The sequence below is a fragment of the Rhizobium sp. 42MFCr.1 genome (assembly GCF_000377185.1).
Classification (GTDB): domain Bacteria; phylum Pseudomonadota; class Alphaproteobacteria; order Rhizobiales; family Rhizobiaceae; genus Rhizobium; species Rhizobium altiplani.
On record NZ_KB897883.1, the window covers coordinates 1 to 11748 of the forward strand.

Annotated in this window: 14 protein-coding genes and 3 pseudogenes; 7 read left to right on the plus strand and 10 right to left on the minus strand. The window is 58.1% G+C overall.

The window, feature by feature from the left end; translation table 11 throughout:
• The first annotated feature begins 89 nt into the window (after positions 1-89).
• Positions 90-1448, plus strand: a complete 1359-nt coding sequence (locus C934_RS0130695) for an IS5-like element ISRsp18 family transposase (RefSeq protein WP_018860159.1) — start codon at positions 90-92, stop codon at positions 1446-1448.
• Between the two features lie 72 nt (positions 1449-1520).
• Here C934_RS0130695 and C934_RS0130700 read toward each other — a convergent pair whose 3' ends face one another.
• The 6 genes and pseudogenes from C934_RS0130700 to C934_RS0130730 all read right to left on the minus strand — a co-directional run bounded on the left by C934_RS0130700 (position 1521) and on the right by C934_RS0130730 (position 4038).
• A complete protein-coding gene (locus tag C934_RS0130700; RefSeq protein WP_018860334.1) occupies positions 1521-1721 on the minus strand; it encodes a cold-shock protein in 201 nt (66 codons plus the stop codon).
• Positions 1722-1819: 98 nt separating this feature from the next.
• Positions 1820-2101: pseudogene (locus tag C934_RS36060) on the minus strand (acylphosphatase); the annotation flags it as partial.
• A gap of 311 nt (positions 2102-2412) precedes the next feature.
• Positions 2413-2634, minus strand: a complete 222-nt coding sequence (locus C934_RS0130705; RefSeq protein WP_018860335.1) for a hypothetical protein — start codon at positions 2632-2634, stop codon at positions 2413-2415.
• A gap of 166 nt (positions 2635-2800) precedes the next feature.
• A pseudogene (locus C934_RS0130715) lies at positions 2801-3049 on the minus strand (DinB/UmuC family translesion DNA polymerase); the annotation flags it as partial.
• Positions 2994-3128, minus strand: a complete 135-nt coding sequence (locus C934_RS36270; RefSeq protein ID WP_272481258.1) for a hypothetical protein — start codon at positions 3126-3128, stop codon at positions 2994-2996. The pseudogene C934_RS0130715 and the gene C934_RS36270, both read right to left, overlap by 56 nt.
• 589 nt (positions 3129-3717) lie before the next feature.
• Positions 3718-4038, minus strand: a complete 321-nt coding sequence (locus C934_RS0130730) for a hypothetical protein (RefSeq protein WP_018860340.1) — start codon at positions 4036-4038, stop codon at positions 3718-3720.
• A gap of 627 nt (positions 4039-4665) precedes the next feature.
• On the opposite strand from C934_RS0130730, the gene C934_RS35400 reads away from it, so the two are divergent.
• A complete protein-coding gene (locus C934_RS35400; protein WP_018860341.1) occupies positions 4666-4977 on the plus strand; it encodes a hypothetical protein in 312 nt (103 codons plus the stop codon).
• Between the two features lies 1 nt (position 4978).
• The gene (locus tag C934_RS36065) at positions 4979-6574 is read left to right on the plus strand and encodes a methyl-accepting chemotaxis protein (RefSeq protein ID WP_018860342.1); all 1596 of its coding nucleotides are present in this window, start codon (positions 4979-4981) and stop codon (positions 6572-6574) included.
• Positions 6575-6685: 111 nt separating this feature from the next.
• On the opposite strand, the pseudogene C934_RS36365 reads toward C934_RS36065, so the two are convergent.
• Positions 6686-6856, minus strand: a pseudogene (locus C934_RS36365) (dienelactone hydrolase family protein); the annotation flags it as partial.
• A 501-nt stretch (positions 6857-7357) separates the two neighbouring features.
• Here C934_RS36365 and C934_RS0130745 point away from each other — a divergent pair.
• Both C934_RS0130745 and C934_RS0130750 read left to right on the plus strand, forming a co-directional pair.
• The gene (locus C934_RS0130745) at positions 7358-7876 is read left to right on the plus strand and encodes a MarR family winged helix-turn-helix transcriptional regulator (protein WP_018860343.1); all 519 of its coding nucleotides are present in this window, start codon (positions 7358-7360) and stop codon (positions 7874-7876) included.
• Positions 7873-8469: a gamma carbonic anhydrase family protein gene (locus C934_RS0130750; protein ID WP_018860344.1), complete on the plus strand. Its 597-nt coding sequence runs from the start codon at positions 7873-7875 to the stop codon at positions 8467-8469. Before C934_RS0130745 ends, C934_RS0130750 begins: the two co-directional genes overlap by 4 nt.
• Before the next feature lie 115 nt (positions 8470-8584).
• Here the strand turns inward: C934_RS0130750 and C934_RS36565 are convergent, their stop codons facing one another.
• Both C934_RS36565 and C934_RS0130755 read right to left on the minus strand, forming a co-directional pair.
• Positions 8585-8812 carry a glyoxalase superfamily protein gene (locus tag C934_RS36565; RefSeq protein ID WP_442965938.1) on the minus strand — a complete coding sequence of 76 codons (228 nt, stop codon included), beginning with the start codon at positions 8810-8812 and terminating at the stop codon, positions 8585-8587.
• Between the two features lie 224 nt (positions 8813-9036).
• On the minus strand, positions 9037-9381 hold the full coding sequence (locus C934_RS0130755; protein ID WP_026372223.1) for an ArsR/SmtB family transcription factor: 345 nt from the start codon (positions 9379-9381) through the stop codon (positions 9037-9039).
• 167 nt (positions 9382-9548) lie between these two features.
• On the opposite strand from C934_RS0130755, the gene C934_RS0130760 reads away from it, so the two are divergent.
• The gene (locus tag C934_RS0130760) at positions 9549-10709 is read left to right on the plus strand and encodes an MFS transporter (RefSeq protein ID WP_018860346.1); all 1161 of its coding nucleotides are present in this window, start codon (positions 9549-9551) and stop codon (positions 10707-10709) included.
• Positions 10710-11015: 306 nt separating this feature from the next.
• Here the strand turns inward: C934_RS0130760 and C934_RS0130770 are convergent, their stop codons facing one another.
• Positions 11016-11348, minus strand: coding sequence for a helix-turn-helix domain-containing protein (locus tag C934_RS0130770; protein ID WP_018860348.1), 333 nt, complete (start codon positions 11346-11348; stop codon positions 11016-11018).
• Positions 11349-11469: 121 nt separating this feature from the next.
• On the opposite strand from C934_RS0130770, the gene C934_RS0130775 reads away from it, so the two are divergent.
• Positions 11470-11748, plus strand: a 279-nt coding sequence (locus C934_RS0130775; RefSeq protein ID WP_026372042.1) for a LysR family transcriptional regulator, incomplete at its 3' end; no start/stop codon positions are given.

The window sequence follows — 11748 nt, forward strand, 5'->3', positions numbered from 1 at the left end:
GGCTGTTTCCTTGCAAAATCAGTTTGAGGTTTCCCTGGTTGGCGGAGCGTGATTCACTGGGTTTATCGCGGTGAATCGGAGAGCCAGGAATGGGTAAACCACGCGAACGGCGCCAAACGGGTGAACAGGATTTATTCCGATCCCGGCTCGACCAGATCATCAACATGAAGCACGAACTTGTGCGTCTGGCGCAGGCTATTGACTGGCCTGTGTTGGAAGCCCGCTTTGGGACGGTCTATTCGGACGGAGCTGGCATGCCGCCATTGCCGACGCGGCTGATGGCGGGGCTGGCCATTCTGAAGCACACGTTCAACCTGTCGGACGAGGCGCTGTGCGAGCGCTGGGTGGAGAACCCCTACTTTCAGTACCTCTGCGGCGAGGAGTTCTTTCGTCACGAACTATCGTTCGACCGCTCCTCGATGACGCGCTGGCGGCAGCGCATGGGCGAGGAACGGATCGGCGCGCTCTTGCAGGAGAGCCTGGCCGTGGCCGTCAAGACAGGCGCGATGAAGCCGCAGGATACGCGGCAGGTGATCGTGGACACGACCGTTCAACCGAAGAACGTCATGTTCCCGACGGATGCCAAGCTTATTCACCGGGCGCGCGAACGGCTGGTGCGGCTGGCGAAGAAAATGGGGCTTGATCTGCGCCAGACCTATATTCGGGTCGGTAAATTCGCCCTGATCCAGCACCAGCGCTACGCTCATGCGAAGCAATTCAAACGGGCCGGCAAGGCGCTGCGCAAGTTGAAGACCTATCTCGGCCGGACCGTTCGCGACGTCGAACGTCAGATCGCCGGCGACGAACAACTCGACGCGATCTTCAAATGGTCGCTCTATCAGGCAAAAACGGTCATCGCGCAGCGGCAACGTCAGCGTGGCCGCAAGATCTACAGCCTGCATGCCGACGAGGTCGAGTGCATTGGTAAAGGCAAGGCGCACAAGCCCTATGAGTTCGGAGTGAAGGTGTCCGTGGCCACAACACTGAACCGTTCAAAGGGCGGGCAGTTCGCCCTGCACGCAGCGGCGCTGCCCGGCAATCCGTACGACGGCCACACGCTCGCGACCGTCATTCCGGATATGGAAAAGATGATTGGCAACGAGCTCTCCCGCATTCTGGCCGATGCTGGATACCGCGGCCATAATGCTCCCGAAAGTCACAAGCTGAGAGTCTTCACCAGTGGCCAGAAGCGCCGTCTCACACCCGCCATCAAGCGCCAGATGCGACGACGATCGGCGGTCGAACCCGTCATTGGACACCTCAAGAGCGAACACAGAATGGACCGGAATTATCTCGCTGGCGAACAGGGGGATGCCGTCAATGCCGTTCTGGCCGCCGCCGGATACAACTTCTCCCTCCTGCTGCGATGGTTCAGGCAACTTTTGTGTCTGTTCGCCGCACTCCTCCTCACGTTCCAGAGCCGACCGATGCCGCAACAACCTGCCTGAAAGCGAGTTCTTCACGATCGACGAACGAAGAAGGGCCGAACGATTTCGAGCCCTTCTTATCATTGATCTCGATCAGGCCGGACGGACGTTCTCGGCCTTGGACTTTCCGGTCTTACGATCTTGACCCAGGTCGTAGCTGACATTCTGGCCGTCACGCAGCGATCCACCCGGTACTGCAGAGATATGCACGAAGACATCCGGACCGCCATTGTCCGGCGTGATGAAGCCGAAGCCCTTGTCTTGATTGAAAAACTTTACAGTGCCATTCGCCACAAACTTCTCCTAGTGCCAGCTTTTGGAGCTGAAGTCATAGACCGACGAGAAATCGCAAGCAAGCAAGGCACACAGCTGGCTTCCACTATCTCGTTAGGGGTTATCACGAAATGATCTGGAGTTCGGTCCAAAGTGTTCGCCTGCGGATCAACGGCGCTGACGCTCGAACCGGATGGTCCGTCCCAGAACCGCTCCAGCATTACCGACGCTGCCTTCTACGTTCCAACGATAAGGGCGGACACAGACCCATCGCCCTCGTTCCTGACCCAGCGCGTTAGTCCGAGCTGGACCGCTTGATCGCGCGTCCAGGCACGATAGCTCACGCCTTGAGTTATCCTGAGTGAAAAGCAAACAGATCGGGACTCATGGGGGCTCCTGATTGAACCTCGATCTCGCGTAAAATGTAGCTCGGCTTGAACATGGCAAGCGCGGGAGGAGGCTGGGGCGGCAGGTGGGCGCGCGCTGGCGGTCTGCGGAACACTTTCGATTTATTAAGCAGTTTCAAATATAACTGCATGCACAAAAGAAGAGTGCGTTTACCGTCACCCCCTTTGTGACGGATCAAATTGCGGCCCTCGTTCTCCTGCGAGGGCTTTCTTTTGAGCGGCAGGGGTTTTGCGGTGGATAGGTCGGGCCACTTTTGCGGCCGAGAACTGGTCCAAGCCACCGGCGGAGATCACGATCGCCGCCGCTACTCGGCGGCTTGCCGCAACGAGTAGCCTTCCAGCGGCTCAACGAGCGCGATGATCTCGAAATCACTTATCATGTGATGCTGATCGGAGCCGACTAACGCCAAGGTCCAGAAGTCTGGATCCTCGCCAAAAATCGTAGACACTTGCACGATCGTCGTCCGGCCACCGGTGTGCCTGTCTGATCGCGCCCAGTAAAATGCGTCTGGAACCAAACTCTTCATAACGTCTACTCCCTACACAATGCGGGTAAGATATCAGGAAACTGAAATATGACCATTGCTCGGTTCATTATCCACAAAGAGGATAAGGATGAGCGGGCAACTCGTCTGCATGAGCTGTTCGTCAGCGACCGGACGCCGAAACATCGTTGATCGTCTTGTCGGCAGGTCAGAGCGTCAATAGCAACTGGTCTGTCGGGAGGTCATCTGCTCTCTCAAGCGAGGACAGGGTGACGCCCAGCAATCGAATGCCCTTTGGCGGCGGGAAGATGGGCTTGAGCAGCAAGGCGATAGTCTCTTCAATTTCTCCGGCCGATAGGAAAGGCCTTTCGCATGTCCTGGCTCGTGTGATCTGCGCGAAGTCAGCGTATTTCACTTTCATCGTGACGGTCTTCGCCCTGATAGCGTTGGCTTCGCACGGCCCGCATCCAGATATCGGTCTCCTCTGGCGTGAGCAGCAGCACCGGCATCGCCTTCTCGTGGATCGGCTTCACCAACGCATTCGGATCCGTCGTCAAGAAGCCGTAGAGGTCATCGGTAGACAGCCCGTCCTTTCGCGCGGGTCTTCCACCGTGACATCGGCGCCGTCCGCAACGCCGTTAAACTCCCCTGGAGCAACGGCCAGGCGGAAGGCCAGATCAACCGCCTGAGGACGATAACGTGCGATGTACGGCAGAGCGGGCGCGGAGCTCTTCAGAGTGCGCATGCTACCGCTCATGATCATCACACAAAGTGAGGAAGACTCCGATTAAATGCCAAGCGACAGGCGGCATCTGGAGGAAGAAATCAGCACCATCGTTGGCAGCCTGCGGCGCAGAGAGGCATAATGGCTAGAAGCTCGATCACGGTGCGATGCGTCCGGTTGGTGCCGCAGTTGATCGCTGCTCCGGCTCCAGCCCGCGGGCTTCCGCAGGTTGCTCATACTGCGCCATCTGGCGTGTCCTAAACCGCCCAAGCTCTAGTAGTACTCGGTCAAACGCTCGCTGCTCGCCAGTTGCAATGTGAGGGTGGCGGTTCGTATCCGCTCAAGTCTGGTCGAGTCCAATATTCGTGAGGATGTTCGGTCAGATGCGACATCCCATGAAGTCAATCAAAGACACAAGAGGCTGATTGGCGTCTACCGTCCGCATCCACCTCAATCGTCAGGGTCCAGCCACCCTTAGTCGGAAAGACGCTGTTGCCCATGTCGGCGATCTTGCCACAATCCGGCAGTTCGGTTTCCCCATAAACCCGACGCTTGATAGAAATCAACTTCTTGTCGGGGTCAACAATGCAAACTCCGTCTGCGCCAACGTCAAGTTCTCGGCAGAACTTTTCCGCGGCTTCCCTATCAGCTGCGGCGACCGCAAACACTGAAGAAGTGCAGCTTAGAAGAATAGCAGAAAGTAGTGCTATTTGCTTGACCATGAGGCTCTCGTCGATTGCTCTTCAGCTTTGAAGTAGGGCCCTTGTTGGGCGAAGTCTATTGCCGGAGGGTAGCTCGATCAGACTGCCACCACCTTCCAGCGCCCCTTCAGAGCCATACAATGCTCTTCCTGATCGAACCTTGTGCCCACCAGCGGTACACCGATGCCGATTGGATTGACGGCACCTACGGTGTGGCCTGGAGTCCCTTAGAGGATCCATGATGGTCGCTCTGGTCTCGTTATGTCGGCTCGTGCGCGATTGTCGATCTTGCACCGGTGGAAGAGGTCCTTGGCGTGAAGCAGGTCTGCGGCGTCAACAGCATTATCCAGCGTCGTACCGTCAAGCGGGAGCCCTCTTCTTCGGCTACCCCACCAGTAGATACATCGGTCACAGATCACCGGCCCTGGAATGCGGAGCTAGCCTGGAGTGATCGGGAAGGGCCGAGCGGAACGGTTTCGATGCGAATGCCGGACCTTGAGGATCCTTACGCCGCTCATCGGGGCATCACGCAGCGGCTTAATGCGTCGTAAACCATATATCGCTAATTTGAGGGAACGGCGCGGGCCAGGTGTGTGGCATTAACCGCGAGTGCGAAGCGAGCGCCGATGCGAACACATGACTACTTGAATGACGCATGCCGAAAAATCTTGCTGGCGACAGATCGCCCTCTACGCCCTTCTCTTTGCTGGCTTATTCCTCGGTGCACTTTCGCTGCCGCGCGGGCCATTCGTCCTGGTGGTGACGGATCCGCGTCTGCCTCCGTCCCATATGATGGATGTTGTCGGCCAGGCAGGAGGAGCTTTTGTCCTGGCTGGTACCCGCCCTTGGCTCGCTGTCGCCTATTCGGACACAGCCGGGTTTCCGGAACGCCTGCGTAGCGCCGGCGCCATTCTCGTTCTCAATCACATTCTGGCAGTCGGCTGCCGGGCAGGAGCCTAAGATGGATGCTTTGGAAAAACTGCGCACGCGCGCCTCGTTCGGAATTATTGGTTTGCTCTGGATCAACCTTGCCGCGCTAACCGTCAGAAATTTGGTCAGACCGGAAAGTTTCGACCTGCCTTCGGTGATCGCTGCCGCAATCATAACGATCACGGCCAGCTTCACATGGTGGCGCGACCGCTCGGCCCCAGCAACCCGAATTGTCACCTCGATGGCCATGGCCATCAGCGTAGGCTTTCTCGTCTATGGCTTCGAAGGCTCGCCGCTGCAGATCGACTTGCATATGTATTTCTTCGCGGCGTTGGCGATTTGCGCAGCGTGGGTCGATTGGCGCGCGATCGTCGCATTTGCCGGGCTCGTGGCGTTGCATCACCTCGTTCTCTATGTCGCCGTTCCTCTCGCCGTGTTTCCTGGAGAGTCGTATTTCAATCGGGTGGTTCTCCATGCCGCCGTTCTTGTGTTGCAGGCGGGCGCGCTGATCGCTCTCACGTCAGCCATGGTCTCCGCCTTCGCGATAGCGGAGCGGTCCGTTGCGCAGGCTCAGGCGGCGGGCCGTAAGGCGACAGAAATGGCGGAAATGGCTCGGCACGCTGACAATAAAGCGGCAGCGGCGCGCGAGGCCCAGGAAGAGTTGCGGGCCAAGGCACATGATTCAGTCACCTTTGCTGTTACCTGCCTGCGCTCGGCGCTCTCCAAGCTGTCCAAGGGCGATGTGACCGTGCGTATCGCGGAAGAGCTCGAAGGCGATTTGAACGACTTACGTCATGCCTTCAACGAATCTGTCGAACAGCTGGACGCTGTTTTGAGGCAGGTGGGCGACGTTGCAAATTCAGTGCGCAATGGATCTGCGCAGATAAACCACGCCAACTCCGATCTGTCCCAGCGGACGGAAAATCAGGCGGCCTCGCTATCCGAAACCGCCGCATCTCTTTCCCATGCGGTGGAAACGGTCCGCCAGACCTGCACACTTGCGGAAACTGTCGGTTCAATGGTGCTCAAGGCGAAAGACGGCGCCGAAGATTCGAGCGCTATCGTTGCCCACGCCGTCGACGCAATGCTCAAGATCGAAGTCTCTTCGCAGGAGATCGGCCAAATTATAGGCGTGATCGACGACATTGCATTCCAGACAAACCTTCTCGCGCTGAATGCCGGGGTAGAGGCCGCGCGCGCAGGAGAGGCTGGCAAGGGTTTCGCAGTAGTTGCCCAGGAAGTCCGCGAGTTGGCCCAGCGCTCTGCTTCCGCTGCCAGCGAAATCAAGACGCTGATCAGCGCATCTGCCGACCACGTCAAGCACGGCGTTGCACTGGTCGACAAGACAGGCCAGGCCCTTCACGGAATTGCTGGAGATGTTGCGGCCATCAGCGGGCACATTGCCGAGATCGTTGAACGTTCACGCCAGCAGTCCACTGAGCTTAACGGCATCGGCAATGCAATTTCCGATATCGACCGAAACACCCAGAAAAATGCGACAATGGTCGAAGAATCTGCGGCCGCCATTGGATTCGTTGCCGATGAGGCGAACGTCCTTGAGCAGCTCATCCGACGTTTCAAGGTTGGCGCAATCACATCCCACAATCGGATCCGGGCCGCGGCATAGCCGTGGCTGAAGTGCATTGGGTCGAGTGCAGGCGAGTGTCACCCGCCATCCAGGCGGGTGCCCATAGAAAATGACCGCCCAGTTCAGAGCCGTTCCTTTGATGACTACGATTGCCGTCGCGCCAAATCCAAAACCGACTGCGCCAATCTTCCCGTTGCTCGCGCCGTTAGATTTCAGCCAGGCCAAGGCCACCTGGGTATCGGCAGCCATATCCGACCTGGTCTCCATTTCCACGGTTTCAAGGGCGGGTCCGGCTTCGGCTGCGGTTCCACCAAAACGCATAGTCAGGTGCCAATGTCACAAAACCCTCAAGCGCCAAGCGCCTAGTGACGTCCTCGAAGTGCAGTGTCAGACCTAACTGGTCATGAGCCACAAATTACACCGGGATGAGGCTCTGTGTCGGCGTCGGGGCGGGGGAGATAGCAGTTAAGTTTGCCCCAATCCACATCGAGAGCCACTCTTTCGGTACGCAATCGCTGATCGTCGTTGGCGATTTGCGCCGCCCTTGCATATTCCCAAACGTCATCAGTGGGCTCCTCGGAAAGTCGATCTTCCGTTCTTGAAGCACGCAGACCGGGACCACGCCTTATCACCTCTTCTAAAGCCTGAAAGCAGATCGGATACCGCGTCCTCTTTCGCTGAGCGGCAACGCGTGATCCTCCCGCTCGCTCAGCGGAGGATTTGGCTTTCGCCCTTATGAAGGTCATGCTTCACTTCGACCTTGGCATAGGTTTCGGCCCGGACCCTCCTTGACGTGAGGTTGAAAATATATATGCATACGCTATGCAATATTTGGAAGCCAACAAACTCGGTGCCCTCGGCGCCATGATCCGCGACCGGACGGAAGCGTCGTTGACGGGGCTTTCGCCGAGCGCGGCGGCCGTTCTATCGATGCTGCATTTCAAGCCGGGACTGACGACGACGGAACTCGCCGTGGTTGTCGGCGTCAGTCAACCGAATGCCGTGCGGTTGATCGACGGGCTGGAGCGTCAGGCATTGATTGAACGCGGCAAACCGGAAGGTCGCGTCACGCCACTGACATTGACGCAGGCAGGCCATGCGCAGGTGGAGGAGTTGCACGCTCTCCGGCTGGCTGCACTCGACGACTTGCTGTCGGCGCTGCAACGGGACGAGCGGCAGCGCTTTGCGTCCATGCTGGATACGATTCTTGCAGGTGCGACGACTTCCCGCGCTTTTGCGCGGACGACATGTCGCCTCTGCGAGCATGATCTTTGCGGCCCCGAGGTCTGCCCGATCGCCTGCCGCGCGACTGAGATTGAGAAAAAGGAAAATCAAGAATGATCATTTCTTATGCAGAACATTCGCCGGCGATCGATACCGACGCTTGGGTTGCTCCGGATGCTACGGTATGTGGTAATGTCGTCATCGGTGCTGGCTGCCGCATCATGCATGGCGCCCGCCTTGTTGCTGAGGCAGGCGGGTCGATCCGCATCGGCCGCAACTGCATTGTGTTGGAAAATGCAGTGATCCGAGCCACAGGCCGTCATCCTTGCACGTTCGGAGATCACTGTGTTGTTGGTCCCAACAGCCATGTGGTTGGCGCCGAAATCAACGATGAGGTATTCGTTGCCACTGGCGCGGCGGTTTTCCATGGTGCTCACATCGGCCGTGGATCGGAAGTTCGCATTAACGGCATCGTTCACCTGCGCACCCGCCTTGAGCCGGGTACGACCGTGCCGATCGGCTGGATTGCCGTTGGCGACCCGGCTCAACTCCTGCCCCCGGATCAGCACGAGGCGATCTGGCTGCACCAGAAGCCGCTTGACTTCCCTGGCTTCGTTTACGGTGTCGACCGAAGCGTGCCCAACGTGATGCAGAAAATCACGGCGGGTCTTTCGGCCGCGCTCGGTGTGCATCGTGCGGAAAGCGTGTAAACAAGGAACGCGATAGGGACGGCCATCGCTGCGCATCAGGCGCACGAGTTAGGATTCCGCGACAGGCAGCCCCACTTTTCGACGGGTGGAGAGGTGTCCTTCTCCAGTTCAACGATCAACCGTGGTCCACCATCTGAGAAATGCCGACGTGAGTGGCGGTGTTCGTTGATCGTGGCTTTGATCGGCGGCGCAGGTTCGAGAAGCTCTCGAACCTGACCACATCGACCGGCGAGTTAAAGCGGATTGAAATCTGCCGGTGGTTGGCCGCGCCAGAGTAGCCGATTATCTGCCCGATGAAAGACTGACCAAGATATTGGCCGCGCACCCGATCGCTTAGGTCAATTTCGGGAGGTACGCCGCTTCGGTGCTATGGAACTGTTGAGCAAGGCGTGCCTACTCTCATCCCATTAGGACTCTGTTGATATGTCGCCGCTGATGCGGCGGTTTGCCGATGGCGTCGCGGCTCGACCACCGTCGGCGGTGATTGAGCGATCCAAGCCACAACCCTTACATCTCGCCGCTACGAGTGGGGCACGTCATCTTTTGACTGGCAATCCAGACAGCGGCCTATTCAGGGCGCCACGCTCTCACAAGGTCTAGCAGGCCGGGAAACCGTGCGTCGAGATCTTCCGTTCTAACCCGGCTGCGTCGCTCGAGACCGTATTGCCTCTGATGGATTAGGCCGGCTTCGCGCAAAGCCTTGAAATGATGCGTCAGCGACGATTTCGGTCGATCGAACCCGAACCATCCGCAGGCATGGTCGTATCCTTCCGATTCCATCAGCAGCTTGCGGATGACGGTGAGCCGCAAGGGATCGGCAAGCGCGCCCATAACTGTTTCAAGCCGAAGATTCTCGACAGACGGTTCAGGCAGCGGCGGTGGTAGATCGGAGGGGGCAATCAAATTGGTCATGAAACCGCTCATAGCACGAAAGTACGATTCTTGTCGAACTATTATGTACGAATTAAATCGAACTATGCCAGTACGAGAAAACTCGAACTAGCATAGGAGCCTTCAATGTCATCAGTCAGTTCATGTCCGGTCGGTCAACCTACATCCGAAACTGCAGCCAATCCGCCATGGCAGATGTGGGGGCAGCCTGGATCGTCAGCGCCGTCTTCATTCTTTCGAACTCTTCGACCCCGCTCTACGTGCGATGGCAGGCGGCAATCGGGTTTTCGTCGGCCACACTGACAGGTATCTTCGCGGCCTATATTCTAGGTTTGCTTCTGACGCTGTTGGTGGCCGGCCAGCTCTCCGACCGGTTCGGTCGGCGCCCGGTGTTATTGCCCGGGCTCATGGCGGCGATCGCGGCGAGCTTGCTCTTCGCGCAGGCCAACTCGATCATTGCGTTGATCGTTGCGCGGTTCCTGTCTGGCATGGCGGTCGGGGTCGTGGTCTCAGCGGGTATGGCGGCAGTGGTCGATCTGGGCGGTCCGGAACGGAAGCGGCAAGCTTCGCTGATCGCATCTGTCTCGATGGTGCTAGGTGCCGGACTTGGCCCCCTGCTGGCAGGTGCTATCGCGTCATCGATTGCAGAACCGGTCGTGCCAATCTTCCTCTCTGAGCTGGTCATTCTCCTGACGGCGGTATTCGTCTTGCTCCTGTTGCCACAGAAGCACCGCGACAGTCGTACGGATCAATCATGGCGCCTGCATCCGCCCAGCTTGCCGCGGGGCAATCGCCGCCATCTCCTCTTTGGCGTCGCCGTGTTCGGACCGGGTATCACGTCCACCTCTTTCGTCCTCGCACTCGGCCCATCGCTTTTGTCGCGCTTGCTCGGAGTCACGAGCCCGCTGATTGCCGGTGGTATGGCTTGCGTCATGTTTCTGGCTGCGACCGGAATTCAATTCGCCGCGCGTCCACTCTCCATACGCGCGATCTTTCTGACCGGTGCTACGGCAACTGTATTCGCGATGGCGGGGGTCGCTCTTGCCGTCCAATCCTCAAACGCAGCCGCATTGGTTGGCGCTGCGGTTTTCGCGGGCTGTGGCCAGGGGCTGGGGCAGCTTGGCGGGCTGACCTTGATCGGGCTGCACGTGCTAGGAAATCATCGTGCTGAGGCCAACGCAGTTCTCAACATCGGAGGCTACATCCCCGCAGGTCTGATGCCGGTCGCAATTGGCTTGGTCATAGACAAGGCTGGCCTCTCCATCGGTGCAACGTTGTTTGCTGCAGCGCTTGCTACGACCGCTGTCCTGGGCGGGCTGGCAGTCGCGCGAAGTCTGGAACGGGAATAGTTCGACTAGGATGTCACATTGGCTGACCCTCGGCGCCGTTTTTGACTCGAGGGTCGGTTGCACAGCCGCAGTGGCCATCGACCAGCGACCGTCGCGATTCTTCAATCAGTATGGCTGCATCTCGAGCAGGTCGTCAAAATCATCCAGTTTCGTCAGGTTGGCAGCGATATTCTTGGCGAGCTGGGCAAGCCCACATAGGAGTTCCAGAAATTGCCTTCAGCCTCGAAGTTCAACATATCACGCACTTAGCTCATTGCGTGAGGCGCCGCCGGTTCTAGTCTCTTCAAGACCAGACAAATGGTGGGTCTAGCGACGGGACTTTGCGGCGACAATCGCCTCCGCTTGTATGACGCACAGCTCGATTTCTTGCTTTGTCATTCCATTGGCAGCATTCGTGAAGCGTTCAATGAAGTCTGCTAGTTCCGGGTCGCTAGCAATCGTCGATACGCCAAGCATCCAGTTTGGTGAAGTGCCGAGGGCAGAAGCAATTCGCACCAGCGTGACCAAATCGGGCTCGCGGCGACCCGAAACATAGTGTGCATAACGGCGCTCTTCGAGCCCCGCTCGCCGCGCTGCTTCGGCGTTCGAAATGCCTAGTTGCCGGGCTCTCTCCTGCAAGCGTCTAGCGAGTGTCTCCATAGGAACACTTTGTTCCTCACTGACACGCCTCTGGCCACGAACAATATGGAGTGATATAAGAACAAAATGTAGTACGTACGCAAAATTTGGAAACATTCTGATCTGAGGGAGACAATCGGATATGGAATTACGCCAACTCTCCTATTTCAAAGCGGTGGCCGAGGAACTGCACTTCGGCCGGGCGGCAGCCAGGATGCACATTGCCCAGCCGGCCTTAAGCAATCATGTGATGTCGCTGGAAAGGGAGCTTGGCTGCCCGCTGTTCATCCGCTCGACCAGAAGGGTGGAGCTGACCAGGGCAGGGGAAACCTTTTACGATCGCTGTGTGCGGATCCTGAGCGACATCGACCTGACCACCGAACTGACGCGGGCAGCCGGCGGCAGTCGCATCCGCCAGATC